The following is a 15,974-nucleotide window of genomic DNA, read 5'->3' on the forward strand; positions in this document are numbered from 1 at the left end:
TTGGATGGCAGACATGGATCTTACCCCAGACCGCATCTTGGAAACCGGCTTCTCCTTCTGGTCCTCGAAGACTCTTTTGGCAGCCGTGGAAATGGAAGTCTTCACCGTGCTGGCCCGGCAGCCGGCAGGAGTGGATGTCCTGGTGAGGGAACTCGGATTCCACGGGCGCGGGGCGCGTGATTTTTTCGACACCCTGGTGGCCCTGGGATTCCTGGCACGTGAGAACGGGGTCTATCGGAATGCACCGGAAACGGATCTGTTCCTGGACAAGGCGAAGCCGTCGTATGTCGGTGGGATACTGGAGATGTCGAGCCGTCGCCTCTACGGCTTCTGGGATCGACTGCCCCACGCGTTGCGCAGTGGTGAGCCGCAGAACGAAGCGCGGCAGGAAGGTGGAGAGCTGTTTGAGATGGTTTACTCGGATCCCGATCGCCTGCGCGGATTCCTGACCGCCATGACCGGGGTAAGTCGCGGAGCAAACATGACGATCGCGCAGAAGTTCCCGTGGGATAAATACAAGAGCTGTGCGGACGTGGGCACAGCGCAGGGCGACCTGGTGGCGCAGATCGCGCTGGCGCATCCGCATCTCACCGGGATCGGCTACGACCTTGCGGTGGTGAAGCCGATCTTCGAGGACTACATCGCGGGTCTCAGCTTGTCCGACCGTGTGAAGTTCGAGGACGGGGATTTCTTCACGCTGGAAATGCCGAAGGTGGATGTGATCCTGATGGGGCACATCCTCCACGACTGGGATCTGCCGACGAAGAAGATGCTCCTTGAGAAGGCCTACCGTGCCCTGCCGGAAGGTGGCGCGGTGGTGGTCTACGACGCGATCATCGACGACGCGCGGGAGAAGAACGCCTTCGGCCTGCTGATGAGCCTGAACATGCTGATCGAGACGCCAGGGGGCTTCGACTACACCGGAGCGGATTGCATCGGTTGGATGCAGGAAGCGGGCTTTAAGGACTGCCGCGTTGAGCACCTGATCGGCCCCGATTCGATGGTGGTTGGAATCAAATAAGCGTCTGGTGCCTGGAGCACGCTTTACGTTATGCCGGGACTGCTACACAGGGAGTCCTATGAAGATCGCAAGTGTGCTCCTGCTGGTGCTGGGTTTCTCCGTCGTGCATGCCGAGGATGATCTGCAAAAGATCATCGAAGAGCGTGAGGGAGTGCTCAAGCAATTGGTCGAGCTAACCGAGGCCCGTCACAAGGCGGGCGGTGCCTCGCAGGAGGATGTGTTCGAGGCTTCGATGAGGCTGCTCAAATTCAAGGTCAACGTGGTTGCCGATCCTGCCGAGAAGCTTTCGATCCAAGAACAGATCGTGAAGCTTGCGGAGGACAACCTGATGCACGTGAAGAAAATGTTCGAAGCGGGAGCTGCTGTGAAATTCGCGGTGCTCAAGGCGCAGGACAGGACCTTGGAAGAAAAACAAATCCTCTTCGCGCTCAAGGCGGCGAAACCGTGAAGCGCTGGATCGGCTAGAGCATTGGCGGGCCAAGGTGGAAGGGCGAGATGCCGTAACCTTGTGCCCGCCGCTTTTCCTCTTCCTCTTCGGCGGCCTCCTTGCGGCGCTTGGCGAGGTAGGCCTTGCTTTCCTCGATCTCGGCCTTGAGCGCTTCTTCCTGCGGGTCGGGGATCAGGTATTCAGCAGGCAAGGTCTCGCCGCAATGCTCGCAGCGAGGCCGACGGCTGTAGAGGGTGCGGTGGCAGTGCGGACAATTCATCCTCGCCGGACAGAATGGCTGTCCGCGGCGCAGGGGGCGAGTGGAAACCTGCGGCTAGATTACAGCCTCCAAGTCGGCTTCGACCGCGCGGATTTCTTCGGCGATGCTCTCTGCCAAGGTCATGCCCGAGTAAGAGAGCACACTGAGGCCGGAGCGATCTTTGTGCAGTAGCAGGCTGATCGCGCGGGTCATCGGGTGGCCGGAGATGTAGCGCTCGATTTCGGCACGGGTGGCGAAGGCGAAGAGGCCGGCGTAGAACAGAGGCTTCGGGTCGCGCAGAAGCACGGCCTTCTTGTGATGGACGAGATGGAGGGCCAGCTCGCAGGAACGCTGGAGGCGGACGGGATCAGTCTGCTCCAGGTGGGTGAGGTAGGCGGATGCGTTTTCACGGAGTTTGCCGTGGACGATCCAGCGCTGGTTGACCCTTTGCACCGTGGCAAGGGCCTTTTCTGCCTCAGCTACGGGAGCCGGGCAAGTGACTGGGTAGGGCATGGGGTGGGTGTGTGCAGGGTGTAGCGGGACAGCTAATCCCCGCCATCTTAGCACCTTGGGAGAATTGTTCAACCACTCTTGCGCGGGGGGCGGGGGCTCTCTAGGGTCGCCGCCCCGAATGTCCGCCACAACCGCCACCAAGATCCGCTTTACGTCCGCCGCCGCCACCCGTCTCGTGCTCGCCAAGATTGGGAATCCCCAGCGCGAGGAGCCCTTGCAGACCTCCAAGAAGGTCTTTGTTGTCGCGGATGAGGATACGGGCGCGCTGACGTCGCTGTTCGTGAAGCCTTTCAAGAGCCTGGCGGGCTATCGCTTCAGCCATCACTCGTCGCTGGACCAGCACGAAATGAACCAGTGCGCGAAGGCGATTTTCGAGACGCCGGAGGGGCTGCTAGAGAAGGGCTGCGACATCGCGAAGCGGCTCTACTCGAAATCCAACCACCCGAACATCAAGGCGGGGGACCTGTGCGTCGCCCTGGTCGATAACGTCGAGGTGAACGGCGACCTGGTGCAGGCGATCTGCATTCTGAAGTCCGAGAGCGTGGTGCCCTTCCTGAGCATCTCGACCAAGGACGGCGACCTGCATCTGCACACGGAGCAGGGGATCAATCCGGAGAAGATCGACAAGGGCTGCCTGATCCTGAACCACCAGTCGAAGAAGGGCTACTACGTGCTGACCTTCGATCGCTCTGGCAGCGACTCGCGCTTCTGGGTGCGGGATTTCCTGGGAGTGGTGGCGATCACCGACAGCCCTTTCCTGACGAACAAGTTTGCCAATATGGCAGTGGCCTTCACCAAGGAGGAGGAGAAGACCAAGAAGAAGGAGAAGGCCAAGCAAGCCCCCGAAGAGCGGGAGGAAGAGAGCGACGACGCGCCACCGCCGTGGGAATCTGCCAGCGTGGCGAAGGATGCGATGAGCTACTTCGAGGAGAAGGAGCAATTCAGCCTGCAGGAATTCGAGGAGCAGGTACTACGGACGCCGGAAGCGGTGGAGAAATTCCGCAAGCACAAGGAGAAGGTCGAGGAGGAGCAGGGCCAGCGCTTTGACGAGTCCTTCGAGATTTCGAAGAAGGATGTGAGCAAGGCGAAGAAGCGGATCAGCACGGTGGTGAAGCTGGATACCGGCGTGGAGATCCACGTGAAGCCGGGCTTCGCCGATCAGGAAGATCCGGTGCTGGAACGGGGCTTTGATGAAGACAAGGGGATGAAGTTCATCAAGGTGTTCTTCAATGGGGAGGTTTAGGGCACACCTCGTGTGACCTTGGTGCCGTCCTAAAATAGGATAGGTCGTATAGGAGCTATACGACCTATGATTCCGCAGAGTGAATCCCTTGTTAGCGGATCACTCTGCGGGAGCTGAGCGTTTGCGCTCCTGATTTACTTCTGCACGCGCTTGCCGGCCTTGATGGCTTCTTTCCACTCGGTGTTGAGTTCCGGGAGGGTTTTGCCGGTCCACTCTTTCCAGAGGCCTTCTTCGTATTTGCCCTCGCGGCCTGCGGCATTGAGCTTCTGCATCAGGTCCTTGTCCTTCGAGGTCACGACCCAATCGAGGAAGTTGCCGGTGGTGCGGTAGCTGTTGTCGTAGTTTACCTTCTCGGCGCGGTCGGGGCCGAGGCCAGCGCCGTGGCTCTGCGGTTCGTAGAGGAACCAGCGGATGTAGTCGCAAACGCCCTCGGTGACCCAACCAGGAGTGGGCTTTGGATTGCGGTTGGTCTGGGAGGCACGCCAGTAGTTTTGCACGACGTGGCCCATTTCGTGAACGGTGGCACCCTTGGCCTCGCGATTGAGTTCACCGGCAAACCATTTCGCGTTCAGGGTGATTTGGCCGCCTTGGGCAAAGGCCGGCGGGCCGATGGTTGGATCATAAAGGAAGGTCACCACGTCCGGAGCCTTGTAGCCTTGGCTTGGCATCAGCTCCACCAGCTTCGGATACCATTCCTGGATGACCGGCACGAGTTCCTTGTCGCTCCAATCGGTGAGCTCGGGGGCCTTGGTCGAGTTGATGATGTAGCGGAACTTGCCGTCCTTCGACTTGTATTCCTTCACGATCTTCTCGGCGACCTTGAGACGCTCGATTGCGGGACCGCGCGAGCTGATCACATCGATTTCACTGAAGAAGGTATTGCCGAAGGGATCGCTCTTGGAGGTCGGCTCCACGTCGAAGAGCAGATAGCGGTAGTCTCCGAGCACCTTGCCGCCCTGGTTGGTGACTTCGGCGGCATGCTGGCCACCGCCGTTGCCATCCTTCACTCGGGTGTCGACTTCAGCCACCAGGTCCCAGCCAACGGATTTCGGATCGGTGTCGCGCTTGGGAGCGGCGTTGAAGTCCTTGGCTTTGCCGCTGGCGGCGTAAAGCTTGTAGACCTGCGGACCGCGGCTGCCGTTGTGCCAGGAGTAGGTGTCCACGCTCTTGATCGGCGTCTCCTCGCCGAGGTCCACGGCGATGCGTCCGCCTTGGGAGCCTTGGGTGAAGAAGAAATTCGCGCGGGGCTGGTCATCGCCGGTCGGGACCTTGCCGTCGTTCAGCACCGAGAGCTCGGCGCTGCCGCGGTCCTTCTCGCCATCCACCAGGGTGAAGGTCGCCTTGGTCGCGGCGTCGTTGGTGGCCGGCGGGGCGATCGTGTCGAGCTTGAATTCGGCGTCCGCCTGGCCGTGACCTTTGGTCACATTGGCGGCGGCGTGGAGCGTGGAAGTGGCCGCGATCGAAGCGGCGGCGATCAGCAGAGATGCAGCGGAGGATGAGCGCATGCTTTTAACGTCGGGTTGGGATGCGGGTTTAGTCTGTCGTCCCTGTTTTTTGGGGAGATGGCAAGGGGGGCGATTGGAACCTTTCGCCCGATGGCCCGGAAGCTCCCTTTTTAGCTAGTAAAACGGGCAGCAGGCTTAGCCCGCGGAGGGAGGGATCGGGCGCCGGAAGTGGACCAAGGTTTCCAGAACCTCGAAGCCGAGGCGACGGTGGAAGGTGATGCTCTCCTGATTGTCGTATAGGCAGTTGGAGGCCATTTCGAAGCAACCCTGAGCTGCCGCCCAGCGTTCGATCGCGGCGACGAGAGCTCTTCCTACGCCAAGGTGGCGCTGATCCGGCGCCACGTAGATGCCCTCCAGAAAGCCGACCGGCGAGGTGCTGCAATCCTCCGCGTGGGAGCGCAGGCAGGCCTCGGCGAAGCCGCAGGGCTCTGAGCCGGAATCGGAATCGAAGGCCAGGAAGACTGCCAGACCCGGATCGCGAAGGTAGTGTTCCATCTCCGTCTCGTGCTCGGCGCGGCTGCCGTGCGGCCAGAGGGCAAGGCGGAGGACCAGCCATACTTCGTGGTCGGCAGGGGTGGCTTCGCGGATGGTGATCATGTTTCCTGGCACATCTTGCGAAGCGCCAACACTGAGCGCCAGTTGCGGGTGGTGGCCTTCACTTTCAGGGCGCGCTCGAACCAATTGTTGTTGAGCTTGGTGTTACCGTAACCGTGCGGACAGTGGAGGAGGATGGCGCCTTTCAGCCATGCGGCGCGCTCGCCTTCGGCGGCGGGGAGCTTGAGGGCCTCGAAGGCCTTCTCGGTCACGGGCTCGAAGAGGAAGGTGGCGTGGTAGTGGGTTTCCTCGATGTCGCCGGATTTCGGGAGCAGCGGGTTATCGGTGGCGATGGCGTCGAGGTCCTTGGCGGGGAGGACGAGGACCGGTGAATCGACGCCGTGATCTTTCTTGAGGCTAGCCTCGATCATTGAGGCGAGCTTGGCGGGCGTGGTCTTCTTGGCGTCGAAGACGGCATTGCCGCTCTGCAGATAGGTGCGGACATTCTCGCAGCCGAGGTCTGCGAGAAGCGCTTGGAGGGCGGGCATTCGGAGCATGTTCTTGCCCGACACATTGATGCCGCGGAGGAGTGCGAGGTAGGTGCTCATGGCCAATCAATCCGAATTCGGTGAGCATGATCTGAAGGATAAGCGGGCTGCGGTCAAGGTGGCGGCCTTTGTCCTTCCCTGGGATGCTGCGCGCGGCATCCTTCTGGCATGGCGACGCTGACCGAGTCCTTCACAGATCTGGAAACCAGCCGCGGGCTGATGCGGGTGCATAGCTTCACGCCGACGAGTGGCGGGAAGTTTCCGGCGGTCATCTTCTATTCGGAGATCTTTCAGGTAACGGGGCCGATCCGGCGGATGGCGGCGGCGCTGGCGGGGGAGGGATATCTGGTGGTCGTGCCTGAGGTATATCACGAGTTCGAGCCGCTCGGCACGGTGCTGGCCTACGACCAGGTGGGATCGGATCGAGGCAACGAGCTGAAATACACCAAGGAGCTGGCCTCTTACGATGAAGATGTGGACGTGACCGTAAAGTGGCTACAGGGACACGAATCCTGCACCGGCAAGGTGGCGAGCTATGGCGTGTGCCTTGGCGGGCACTTGGCCCTGCGCGCGGGATACCATGAAGGGATCTCGGCGGTGGCGGCTTTCTATCCGACCGATGTGCACTCGGCGACCTTGGGTGCGGGAAAATCAGACGATACGCTGAAGCGGATCGCGGCGATGAAGGCGGCCTTGCTGTTCGTGTGGGGGCGGCAGGATCCGCACATTCCGAAGGAGGGTCGTGAGCTAATCCACCGGACGCTGGAGGAGGCGGGTGTTGCCTTCGAATGGCATGAGTTTAATGCCGCGCATGCCTTCCTGCGGGATGAGGGGCCGAGGTATAATCCCGCACTGGCGCGGGTGTGCATGGGATTACTTGCTAGGTTTCTTGCGGAGAATCTGTCTTCGTAGGCCAGAAGCGCTTTACCTTGGAGCGGTGAATAGCCGTGCGGCTTCTTCAATCGCTGCATTCGCGCGCTTGACGTCATCGGCATGCGGGCCGGGCTTGCTGCCACGCTCCCAGGTGAAGTCCTTGAGGACGGTGTCGATTTTCGCCAAGGCCGCGGCTTGTTCGCTGGTGGGGGATTTGCCGGCCCATTCGTGAAGCAGGCGGAGCTTTTCGAAATCCTCCATGCCATCCCGCATCCGCTCGAAGCGCACCGAACTCCGGTTGCCGGGATAGACGAGGAAGCAATCCCCGGAGGGCCATGAGGTGAAGTCGGTGGACTTCAAGGGATCTTCCACCCAGGAATTGTAGGCCCAGCGCAGGAAGCCATCGAAGCCGCCGGCGTAGGCGAAGATGCCGAGCCACTCCGACTCCGCGGGTGGGGAGAAGGTGAAGGAATTCGGCACTGCCGGACTCGTGCAGACATAGTAGGTGGTTTTCTTTCCAAGCTTGCGGCGGGCTTCCAGTTCTTCAGGCGTGAACTCTCCGGAGGTCTGGATGCTGGGCGAGACGTCCTGAACCTCGCGGGTGGTCTGGCTGGGGTGATTGATCGCGGAGGCGATCGCGAGTTCCGGAGCATGTTTCTTTAGTGTGGCGATCGCTCCACGCATGAGAGCATCGGGGCGTTCGTCCATGCCGATGAGCGTGCGCTCCAGCCAACCCTTCGTGCGTAGGTGGCTGGTGAAGTCCTTGAGGAAACGTCCCCAGTGTTCGTCGTATTCGCGTGTGCCGGGTCGCAATTCCGCATCCACCTCCGCTTGCTTGGCCGCGTCGTAATAGCGGAATTTCAGCGACCACGGGATCATGGTGTAGCAATGGATGCGGGCATTTTTCATCGCGACCTCATCGCTCATGAAGCTCACCCAGGCGTCGAAGGCGTGGTAGTCGTAGCTCCAGCTTCCGTCCTTCTGCTTGGTCCATTTGATCATGGAGGGGAAGGCATCGTAGGTCTGCCCGCCCCATGCTTCATCGATCAGCGTGGTGGTGATGGTCTTCTGTCCTGCCTCTGCCAGTCGCTTCATCAGCGGCTTCATCAGGGCGAAGTGTTCCGGTGACCAGGCGGGCACATCATGCCAGCGGGCGACGGCTTCGGGATGCTGCCAGAGATCGAGATGCACCTGCCAATCGGCGGGGGAGGGGATGCCTGCTGCGAGCACTTCCACCGCCAGCGGGAAGTCCAGGGTGGCGGTATTGCTGCGGACGGTGATCTTGCCCTGATAAAGTCCGGGCTTCGCATTCACCGGGACCTGCACGGATAGCCAGATCGGGCGATTGGTGCCGGCGGCAAGGGGCAGACTCTCTGCGGTATCGATGACGTCGCCCTGCGGTTTGCCGTCGGCAAGCGTGTAGCGGATGAAATTGGAAGTGACTGCCAGCTGATCCGGGCCGTTCAGCACGGCGGGCTCCACTTGCAGGTTCTCATGAGCCGTGTCGGAGGAGATCACGATCTGGGTGCTCACTCTCTCTCCGCGCCAAGCAGTGAGCTTTTGCCCGGTGGCAGCGGGAGTGAGCTCCACCTTGCCAGCCGGTGGATAGCGCCGGTCGAGTGTGCCGACGCCGCCGGCGAGCCCGGTGGCGGGTTGGGACGCGTAGCCTTCGATCTCCACCAGGTGCCCGCCGTTCTTGGCACCCCTTGAGTTCTTCAGGAAGGTGGTGCGCACGTAGCGGACCTCGCGCGGTGCGAAGGAGAACAGGTCCCCCTCTGCGGAGGCGGTAATCGAGTTCGCCGTCTTGTCGCCGAGCATAATCCAGTCCTTGCCGTCGAGGGAGCCTTCGACCTTGTACTGGTAGACGCGCCCGTCGCCCCAGAAGGGGAAGGCGCGGATCGCGGAAAGTTGCTTCGGTGATTCGAGATCGATCTGATGCCAGACCGGGAGATTCTCGCAAGCCCAGTGGTCGGAGGTCTCCTTGTTGCCGTTCACCGCGCGTTCGGGCGTCTGTTTGTCCCAGTGGCCGCTGGCGGTGACCTTGGTGTTGAGGAAAAGATTGGCTTGGGCCTGCCCTGCGACTGCGCCGAGCGGAGGCTCGTAGGAAGAGTGGCGGGCAGGTGCGGCACTGAGCGGAAGGCTCAGCAGCGCGAGGAAGGCCGGGTTCAGGAAGAACAGCAGTCTGGACATTGGCGATTGGATCTTGAGTCAATACGCACGAATTTGAGGAATTAGTGCGATTAAATTCGGTCAATGCCGCTCGAATTCCAGATAGAGCGGGCTGCCGCTGGCTGTGACTTGAAGCTTGCTGCCCGTGGTTGGGCCCAAGGGATCGACACTCGTCGCGGCGAGCGGCATGCGGGTGCCGTGGAGCAGCTTGCCGGGAATATCCTCCAGGACTGCCTGGATTTCCTTCCCATCTGCATTCGGCGTCCACACTGCCCAGATGACTTTCTTTGGATCGGTGCCGTGCTGGTATTCCTGTATGCGGATCTTGCCGGCTTCGTTTCTAACAATCCGGGTGAAGCGGTAGTCGCCGAGCGTCTTTTGCAGATGGCTCACCGCGTGGAAGGATGGCTTCGGTTGCCAGTTCCGCGTGAGGCCGGAGCTGGCGTGGAGGCTGGCCTTGTCCTCGTCGTTGAAGAAGTAGATGTAGGCGCGCTCGACCGGCATGGCGGAGAAGACTAACAGCGAGCGGACGAGCCACTGGGCTTGTTGTTCATCGGTCACGCCGACCCATTGCTTGAAGTCACCGCTGGCCTCCTGCGGTTTGGTGGTGCTGTCGTAGCCAAATTCCGTGATCCACACTGGCTTGCCGGTGGCGTGCTGGTCGCGCCATTTGCAGAGCTCCTCGACGTCCTTGAGGTATTTCGGCAGGGCAGGGTCCTCGGGATAGCTGCGCTTCCAGGTCGGCCAGTTTTCGAGCTGGGCGTAGCTGTGGATGGTGAGCACATCGACGAAGGGAAGGAGCCCATCAAGACAAGTGACGCTCTTCTCGTAGTCACCGCTCTTGCCGGTGGTCAGGTTGCAGGTGGCGATCTTGAGCTTGGGGTCACCGGTGCGGATGCCCTCGGCCATGGACTTGAAGACCTTGGCGTAGTCGGGATCGCTCCACTTTCCGGGCTCGTTGCCGATCTCGATGGATTCGACGAGCTTACGCGAGCCGCCGGGGCCGAACTCCTTGGCGAAGGCGCTGCCGTAGGCCTTGAGGTCGGGCTCGAGATCCTTCCAATCCGCTTGGGGAATGGACTCGAACATCAGGCAGGCATCGGTGGTCCAGCCTTGCTTCTGCCAAGAACCGTAGACGCCGCTCCAGTCGACGCGGTTCTTCGCCTCGGGGAATTTCGGGAGCTGGTCGGTCTCCTTGGCGAGGTCCCACTCCACGGGATGGTAGTCGCGGACCAGTCCGGCGGCGGGGCGGTAGAGCTCCGGTTTGAATTGCACCGTGTGGCCATTGAGGCCGATGAAATCGCGCATCAAGGGGCGCGGCGCGGGGGCGCCGTGGAGCGGGGTGAGGAGCAGGGGAACAAGCAGCAGCAAGGGACGACGGCACATGGCCTCCCTGATACGGGCGGAGGGGCCGCGCATTTCTTCCAAGCGCGGATGATAAAATTCCGCTGGGGTGGCGCTGTCATGGGTGAGACTCGGTCTCCCCCATGGCATCCCACGACACGGAACAAGACTGGAACGATTGGCTGGCCGAGAATGCCAGCCGCTTCCTGCTCTTTGCCCGGCAGCAGACGCGCTGCGGGCACGACGCCGAGGACGTGCTGCAGGATTCCCTGGTGGAGGCTTGGAAACGGGCCGGTGGCAGGCCGGACAATGCACTGGTTTTCGCCACCATCCACCGGCGGGCGATCGATCTGGCCCGCAAGACCGACCGCCGGACCTTCCGTGAGCAGGCCAGCGAAACGCCGGACCTGTTCTGCGGGCCAGCGGACGACGCCGAAATGACCGCCCTGCTGGAGCGGGAAATTCAAAAGTTGCCCGAGGCGCAAAGGGAGGTGCTGACCCTGAAATTCTGGGGTGGCCTGACCTTCGCCGAGGTGGCGGTGGTGCTGGCAATCCCCCAGGGGACGGCAGCCTCGCGCTATCGGCTGGCCGTAGAATCCCTGCGCCAAACTTTGAGCATTTGCACCTTATGAAACATCCGGAGGACGAAATCGAAGCGCTGCTGACCCGGCTGCAGCCCGCCGCGCCGGACGAGGCGCTGATGGCGAGACTGCGCGCGGCCCGGCCCCAGCCCCAAGCCAACTTCAAGTCCAAGCGCAAGATCATCTACCTGTGGGCCCCCTTGGCGGCGGCTGCAGGCGTGGCTCTTGCGCTGCTTCCCAAGCAAGGGCCCGTGGCGGTGGGCACGCCCCCCGGCGTGGTAGGAAATGAGAATACCTCCGCGCCCGCCACGGACGAACTCCAGCCGGTGGGAAGCCTGCAGCATCTTGTGGACGTGGCGGATCTCGGAATCGTCCAGGACGACAACAACATGCCGGTGCGGCTGATCCGCACCCGCTGGATCGATGAGATTATCTACGTCGCGGGGACGGAAGGTACGGAGCCGGTGAAGGAAGGCCGGCTGCGCGAGGAGATCGTGCCGGTGTCACTGCCCATCTACTGACTGAAAAACCTTCAACAGAAATCGAGAACATGAAAACAAGCACAAGCAGCTATTGCCTGTTGGCCGCCCTCGCGGGCTTGGCCTCGGCCCAGGAACCCGCGGTGGAAGGAGCGAAAGCCGTTTCACGCGGCACTGCCATCATCGTGGAGAGCAAGGATGGCAAAACGGAAACAAGGACGATCGATCTTGCGGATGCGGAACCCGGCCAGCCGCGGGTGATTGCCGGCGCGACAATTGGCGCTGGACCCGGTGTGGCGATCGGCGGCGGTGGGGTGATCGGCGGGACTGCCACTCTGGATGGCGTGTCCGGTGACGTGATCGCTGGCGTGCCGACTTTCGAGGCGCGGGATCTGTCCGAGCCGATCCGCTTGGCCTTCCGCACTGCCGAGGATGCCTTTGACGTGCCGCTGCGGACCGGTCCGGTGACCTACCTCGGTGTATCGGCGATTCCGGTGCCGCATGAACTGGCCGTGCACCTGCCGATCGCCGAAGACACCGGCTTGGGCGTCGAAGTCATTGCTCCTGATAGTCCGGCGGAAAAATCGGGACTCCAGAAGAGCGACGTGCTGATGAAGCTGGACGACCAGATCCTGATCCATCCGCGCCAGCTATCGGTGCTTGTGGCAAATCACAAGGAAGGCGAGAGCATCAAGTTGACCTATCTGCGCAAGGGCGAGGTGAAGGAAGCCACGGTGACGCTCGGCCAGCGCGATGTCGCCGCGGCGAAGTCGATCGAGCATCTCGACTCATGGTCCGGCCCGGGCGTGAAGCAGCCTTTGCGGACCTTTTACCGCCACTTCGAGCTACCCGCGCCGCAGGGAGATGCGACCGAGCAGGGCAAGAAGGAGCGGGCCGAACTCGAGCGCCACGTGAATGAAATGCGCAAACTGGCCGAGGACCAGGCTGCTGATGCCAAGGCAAGGGTCAAAGACCTGCTTTCCGAACGGGTCAAGCAGGCTGCCGACGCCGCTTACTCCGCCGAAGTCCAACGGGCGGCCGAAGTGGAACTCAGGAAGGCAAAAGAAGCCCAGGGTGCCGCGGAAGCTGCGACCAAGGGCGAGCTCGACGAGTTGCGGACCAAGCTCGACGCGCTACAGAAGCTGCTTGAAGAGAGGAAGTGAATTCTCATTTCAGCGGGATCTCCAGGCGGACCGGCCAAGAGCCGGTCCGCCTTTTTTCTTCGCGCGGATCGATCAGATTACCGAGTGCATCCAGAAGAGCACCGAGTCGTCGACATTCGCGATCATCCGCACCTGGCTGTCCTGTGAGATGACGAAGCCGATGACGTCGGGCTCGACCGAGCAGAGACGGTAGACCGCGCGGTGGCGGGTGCCGTCTGCTTGCACGTTCCAGTCTGTTAGGGACTGGCCGTCGAGGTCGTGGGCTTGGCTGACTTGGAAGACGGTGCGGTCCACGCGGATTTCGCCACCGAAGCCGATCACGCGGACGCGCTGGTCCACGACCATGGCGCCATCGACCTGCATCAGGTCGGAGAAGAAACGGGCGAGCTCGTAGAAGCCTTCTTCCAGGCGATCGAGTTCGGCATCATGGCTGCCGCGGAAGATCCGGCGCGCATCCTCCAGCGTCGATCCCGGCGGGCAGAGCATGCCGATGCGGCGGATGATCGACTTCATGAGATGTGGGAAGCGCAATCCGGCGGCATCCTCCTCAGCGGTGTACTTGCAATCGATCCAGCGGGTGGCGGTCTCCACGCCCTTGGCTCCCTCCGGCAGGAAGACGACGCTGCCGCCGTGGCCGCTGGTGCGGACCAGGTTGATCACCCGCTTGATGAACTGCACCGAGATGAGGTGGGCCATCTGGGCGTAGTCATCGGTGCTGAGATTCGGCGGCAGGCAGCCATCGGCCAGCTCCGCGACCATGTTGCAGCGCATGGGCTCGAAGCGCTGGCTGAGCAAGGGCGACTCGAAGACGTCGAGCCTCGGACCGTGGAATTCGCGGCCGCGCCATTCGCCAATGAGCTGGTAGTTATCGTAGAAGATCAACCAGCCGGGATCGCGCACGTGGATGATAGGGTGGGGGATGCCTTCTCCCGCGGGCTTGCGGCCGCCGGCGACCATATTCATCCAGCGCGTGCCGGTGTTGATGATGCCCCAGATCCGGAAGCCGCGGCCCTTCGCAGGCCAGATCGCCACCGCGGAGTGGAAGAAGCTGGCGGCCGGGCTCAGGCGTTTGATTTCGTTTTGGTTGAAGGGATGGGCCGTCGAGAGGCGCATCGCGTGGACGCCATCGGGAGGGCCTCCGTCCGCGGTGAATGCCTCCGGCGGAGCGATCACCACGCGGGCGCGGACCGGGCGGCCCTCCTCCTTGAGCAGGCTGGAGGAATAGAGGGCATTGCAGGCCTCGCGGAGTTCCGCCTCCGTGGGCGCGCCGGGCTGATCCCGCAGCAGCTCGTGCAAGCGGGTGACCATGCTGGTGAGATCGAGCGGGGCGCTAGGGATGACGGACATGGGTGACGTGGTTCCGAAATAAAGCGGAGTTGGGCCGCGTTTCAACAAGTCCGGTGATTTTCCGCCGGACTGGACCACAGCCCATTACCCAAGAACCCTATGACCTCGACCTCCCTTTTCCGGCTGCTTCTCACGGCCGGTCTGATCCTCGGCTCCTCCTTTGCCCACGGGCAAGAGCGCAAGCGCGTGGTGGCCTACGTGCCGAACTGGATCGATCTGCCCGAATTTGCGAAGACGATCGACTACGACAAGGTCACGCACATCAACATCGCCTTCGAGAATCCGAAGGACGACAGCGGTGAGCTTTCCTTCAATCCCCGCAACGAGGAGCTGATCCGCCGGGCCAAGGCCGCGAAGGTCAAGGTGTTGATGTCGATCGGAGGTGGCTCGGCCTCGACCAATGAGGAGATGAAGGCGCGCTACGACAAGCTGATGGGCGAAGCCGGGCGGAAGCAGTTCGCGGAGAAGCTGGTGGCCTATCTTGAGGCGCACAAGCTGGACGGAATCGACGTGGACCTCGAAGGCCCTGCGATCACGGACAACTACGGCGGCTTCATGGCGGAACTCTCCGCGGCGACCAAGGCGAAGAAGTTGTTGCTGACTGCGGCGCTGTCGAAGGGCTACGGCGGTGACCACGTGCCTGACTCGGTTCTGGGACAACTCGATTTCCTGAACATCATGGCCTACGACGCGACCGGGACCTGGGATCCGAATCGCCACGGTCAACATTCGTCCATGGAGTTCGCCAAGGAGGCGACGAAGTATTGGACCGGACGCGGCTTGGAGAAGTCGAAGGCGGTGCTGGGCGTGCCCTTCTACGGCTACGGCTTCGGCAATGCCTTCAGGAAGTCAGGCTATTCCTATGCGGATGTGGTGGCGCAGTTCCCCGAAGGGCACACCGTGGACCAGTCGGGAGAGACCATCTGGTACAACGGCATCCCGACTATCCAGGCGAAGTCCAAGCTGGTGATGGACGAGGGCTACGGCGGCGTGATGATCTGGTCCCTCGATCAAGACGTGAAAGGGGAGAAGTCCCTGCTCGCGGCGATCGACGGGGTGCTGCAGCCGAAGAAGGATGGGGCGGCCCCCAAGGCCAAATAGTCCGCTTTGCCCTAGCTCAGTAGACTCCGCTAAAGCGGCCCGCGCGCTGGTTGTTCTCGGGTGTTAGATCGATCTGTCCATTGCCCAAGGCTACTGACACAGAGACATCTCCGGCGATGCTGTTGGCATTTGCGGGGACTGTGAACGATTGGCTTGCTCCGGGGGCGATGGTGGTGGCGTTGATCTTGGTCGAAATGCCGCTGCTGGTGATTTCCAACAGGCTATTGATCAAGATCTCGGTGCCGCGGTTCTGCACGGTGACCTCGATCTGCTGCGGGAGATTGGGCCCGGCGGCGGGTAGCAGGCGCAGGCAGGTGATCGCGGCGTCGTAGCGGCCGCGGACATTGCGGTTCATCAGGCGGGCGAGGTTGAGGACGCCGCTGCCATATTCGCTGTCGGGGCCGGGGGCGCCTTCGTCGTCGGCATTGGCGAGGACGAGCTTGGCGGCTTCGGTGGCGGAGACGCGGCGACCCGAGCCATCGGACATGGTGGCGGCGATGGCGGCGACCACCAGCGGCGCGCTGGCGGAGGTGCCACTGATGCTGACGTAGCCGCCATTGCTCCCGGCGGCATTCACGCCGTAGCCGGGAGCGGTGAGGCCGAGGCCGCTGCCGAGATTCGAGAAGGCCATGCGCTCGCCACTGGCATCGATGGCACCGACGCCGATCACTCCCGGATAGGCCGCGGGGTATTTTGCCTGCTGCACGCCTTCATTGCCGGAGGCAGCCACCACGATGATGCCTGAATCCAAGGCCATGCGGATGGCATCGCCCAAGAGCGGGCAGTCTTCCTGCTCGCCGAGCGAGAGATTAAGGATCTCCGCGCCAGCATCCATCGCCGCGGGGATGCCCGCGGCGACTACATAGG

17 protein-coding genes are annotated in these 15,974 nt (G+C 62.1%); 8 read left to right on the plus strand and 9 right to left on the minus strand.

What is annotated here, in order from left to right:
- The first annotated feature begins 4 nt into the window (after positions 1–4).
- Both BV071_RS31890 and BV071_RS31895 read left to right on the plus strand, forming a co-directional pair.
- Positions 5–1,021, plus strand: coding sequence for a methyltransferase (locus BV071_RS31890; protein ID WP_343123414.1), 1,017 nt, complete (start codon positions 5–7; stop codon positions 1,019–1,021).
- Between the two features lie 58 nt (positions 1,022–1,079).
- Positions 1,080–1,469 carry a hypothetical protein gene (locus tag BV071_RS31895; RefSeq protein ID WP_035616301.1) on the plus strand — a complete coding sequence of 130 codons (390 nt, stop codon included), beginning with the start codon at positions 1,080–1,082 and terminating at the stop codon, positions 1,467–1,469.
- A gap of 13 nt (positions 1,470–1,482) precedes the next feature.
- On the opposite strand, the gene BV071_RS36045 is transcribed toward BV071_RS31895, so the two are convergent.
- Entirely contained in the window at positions 1,483–1,728 is a 246-nt protein-coding gene (locus BV071_RS36045) for a hypothetical protein (RefSeq protein ID WP_265595148.1), read from the minus strand.
- Positions 1,729–1,782: 54 nt separating this feature from the next.
- Positions 1,783–2,220 (minus strand): hypothetical protein, encoded by a 438-nt coding sequence (locus BV071_RS31900; RefSeq protein ID WP_035616303.1) that lies wholly within the window; start codon positions 2,218–2,220, stop codon positions 1,783–1,785.
- A gap of 118 nt (positions 2,221–2,338) precedes the next feature.
- Between BV071_RS31900 and BV071_RS31905 the strand changes: the two genes are divergently transcribed.
- The gene (locus BV071_RS31905) at positions 2,339–3,463 is read left to right on the plus strand and encodes a nucleoid-associated protein (RefSeq protein WP_035616305.1); all 1,125 of its coding nucleotides are present in this window, start codon (positions 2,339–2,341) and stop codon (positions 3,461–3,463) included.
- Positions 3,464–3,597: 134 nt separating this feature from the next.
- Here BV071_RS31905 and BV071_RS34075 read toward each other — a convergent pair whose 3' ends face one another.
- The 3 genes from BV071_RS34075 to BV071_RS31920 all read right to left on the minus strand — a co-directional run bounded on the left by BV071_RS34075 (position 3,598) and on the right by BV071_RS31920 (position 6,110).
- Positions 3,598–4,968, minus strand: a complete 1,371-nt coding sequence (locus BV071_RS34075; protein WP_052574134.1) for a basic secretory protein-like protein — start codon at positions 4,966–4,968, stop codon at positions 3,598–3,600.
- A 135-nt stretch (positions 4,969–5,103) separates the two neighbouring features.
- Positions 5,104–5,565 (minus strand): GNAT family N-acetyltransferase, encoded by a 462-nt coding sequence (locus tag BV071_RS31915; protein ID WP_052574135.1) that lies wholly within the window; start codon positions 5,563–5,565, stop codon positions 5,104–5,106.
- A complete protein-coding gene (locus BV071_RS31920; RefSeq protein ID WP_035616308.1) occupies positions 5,562–6,110 on the minus strand; it encodes a DUF1697 domain-containing protein in 549 nt (182 codons plus the stop codon). The genes BV071_RS31915 and BV071_RS31920 overlap by 4 nt, the downstream gene beginning before the upstream one ends.
- Before the next feature lie 108 nt (positions 6,111–6,218).
- Here BV071_RS31920 and BV071_RS31925 point away from each other — a divergent pair, with 108 nt between their 5' ends.
- Positions 6,219–6,962 (plus strand): dienelactone hydrolase family protein, encoded by a 744-nt coding sequence (locus BV071_RS31925; protein WP_035616311.1) that lies wholly within the window; start codon positions 6,219–6,221, stop codon positions 6,960–6,962.
- Between the two features lie 12 nt (positions 6,963–6,974).
- Here BV071_RS31925 and BV071_RS34080 read toward each other — a convergent pair whose 3' ends face one another.
- Positions 6,975–9,113, minus strand: coding sequence for a glycoside hydrolase domain-containing protein (locus tag BV071_RS34080; RefSeq protein WP_052574136.1), 2,139 nt, complete (start codon positions 9,111–9,113; stop codon positions 6,975–6,977).
- 60 nt (positions 9,114–9,173) lie between these two features.
- Complete coding sequence (locus tag BV071_RS31935) at positions 9,174–10,511, minus strand: hypothetical protein (protein WP_265595149.1); 1,338 nt, start codon at positions 10,509–10,511, stop codon at positions 9,174–9,176.
- A gap of 68 nt (positions 10,512–10,579) precedes the next feature.
- Here BV071_RS31935 and BV071_RS31940 point away from each other — a divergent pair, with 68 nt between their 5' ends.
- The 3 genes from BV071_RS31940 to BV071_RS31950 are packed head-to-tail and all read left to right on the plus strand — an operon-like array spanning position 10,580 to position 12,659.
- A complete protein-coding gene (locus BV071_RS31940) occupies positions 10,580–11,068 on the plus strand; it encodes an RNA polymerase sigma factor (RefSeq protein WP_035616316.1) in 489 nt (162 codons plus the stop codon).
- Positions 11,065–11,538 (plus strand): hypothetical protein, encoded by a 474-nt coding sequence (locus BV071_RS31945; RefSeq protein WP_035616318.1) that lies wholly within the window; start codon positions 11,065–11,067, stop codon positions 11,536–11,538. Before BV071_RS31940 ends, BV071_RS31945 begins: the two co-directional genes overlap by 4 nt.
- A gap of 29 nt (positions 11,539–11,567) precedes the next feature.
- Positions 11,568–12,659: a PDZ domain-containing protein gene (locus BV071_RS31950; RefSeq protein ID WP_035616320.1), complete on the plus strand. Its 1,092-nt coding sequence runs from the start codon at positions 11,568–11,570 to the stop codon at positions 12,657–12,659.
- A gap of 72 nt (positions 12,660–12,731) precedes the next feature.
- Here the strand turns inward: BV071_RS31950 and BV071_RS31955 are convergent, their stop codons facing one another.
- Positions 12,732–14,006 (minus strand): putative sensor domain DACNV-containing protein, encoded by a 1,275-nt coding sequence (locus BV071_RS31955; protein ID WP_035616322.1) that lies wholly within the window; start codon positions 14,004–14,006, stop codon positions 12,732–12,734.
- A gap of 99 nt (positions 14,007–14,105) precedes the next feature.
- Here BV071_RS31955 and BV071_RS31960 point away from each other — a divergent pair, with 99 nt between their 5' ends.
- Positions 14,106–15,107, plus strand: a complete 1,002-nt coding sequence (locus BV071_RS31960; RefSeq protein ID WP_052574137.1) for a glycosyl hydrolase family 18 protein — start codon at positions 14,106–14,108, stop codon at positions 15,105–15,107.
- A gap of 16 nt (positions 15,108–15,123) precedes the next feature.
- Here BV071_RS31960 and BV071_RS31965 read toward each other — a convergent pair.
- The coding region (locus tag BV071_RS31965) for a S8 family serine peptidase (protein ID WP_035616380.1) at positions 15,124–15,974 on the minus strand (851 nt) is incomplete at its 5' end.

Source organism: Haloferula sp. BvORR071 (assembly GCF_000739615.1).
GTDB lineage: Bacteria > Verrucomicrobiota > Verrucomicrobiia > Verrucomicrobiales > Akkermansiaceae > Haloferula.

Coding starts and splice junctions, on each gene's coding strand:
- BV071_RS31890 (WP_343123414.1), top strand. CDS start 5: ATGGCAGACATGGATCTTACCCCAGACCGCATCTTGGAAACCGGCTTC.
- BV071_RS31895 (WP_035616301.1), top strand. CDS start 1,080: ATGAAGATCGCAAGTGTGCTCCTGCTGGTGCTGGGTTTCTCCGTCGTG.
- BV071_RS36045 (WP_265595148.1), bottom strand. CDS start 1,728: ATGAATTGTCCGCACTGCCACCGCACCCTCTACAGCCGTCGGCCTCGC.
- BV071_RS31900 (WP_035616303.1), bottom strand. CDS start 2,220: ATGCCCTACCCAGTCACTTGCCCGGCTCCCGTAGCTGAGGCAGAAAAG.
- BV071_RS31905 (WP_035616305.1), top strand. CDS start 2,339: ATGTCCGCCACAACCGCCACCAAGATCCGCTTTACGTCCGCCGCCGCC.
- BV071_RS34075 (WP_052574134.1), bottom strand. CDS start 4,968: ATGCGCTCATCCTCCGCTGCATCTCTGCTGATCGCCGCCGCTTCGATC.
- BV071_RS31915 (WP_052574135.1), bottom strand. CDS start 5,565: ATGATCACCATCCGCGAAGCCACCCCTGCCGACCACGAAGTATGGCTG.
- BV071_RS31920 (WP_035616308.1), bottom strand. CDS start 6,110: ATGAGCACCTACCTCGCACTCCTCCGCGGCATCAATGTGTCGGGCAAG.
- BV071_RS31925 (WP_035616311.1), top strand. CDS start 6,219: ATGGCGACGCTGACCGAGTCCTTCACAGATCTGGAAACCAGCCGCGGG.
- BV071_RS34080 (WP_052574136.1), bottom strand. CDS start 9,113: ATGTCCAGACTGCTGTTCTTCCTGAACCCGGCCTTCCTCGCGCTGCTG.
- BV071_RS31935 (WP_265595149.1), bottom strand. CDS start 10,511: ATGCGCGGCCCCTCCGCCCGTATCAGGGAGGCCATGTGCCGTCGTCCC.
- BV071_RS31940 (WP_035616316.1), top strand. CDS start 10,580: ATGGCATCCCACGACACGGAACAAGACTGGAACGATTGGCTGGCCGAG.
- BV071_RS31945 (WP_035616318.1), top strand. CDS start 11,065: ATGAAACATCCGGAGGACGAAATCGAAGCGCTGCTGACCCGGCTGCAG.
- BV071_RS31950 (WP_035616320.1), top strand. CDS start 11,568: ATGAAAACAAGCACAAGCAGCTATTGCCTGTTGGCCGCCCTCGCGGGC.
- BV071_RS31955 (WP_035616322.1), bottom strand. CDS start 14,006: ATGTCCGTCATCCCTAGCGCCCCGCTCGATCTCACCAGCATGGTCACC.
- BV071_RS31960 (WP_052574137.1), top strand. CDS start 14,106: ATGACCTCGACCTCCCTTTTCCGGCTGCTTCTCACGGCCGGTCTGATC.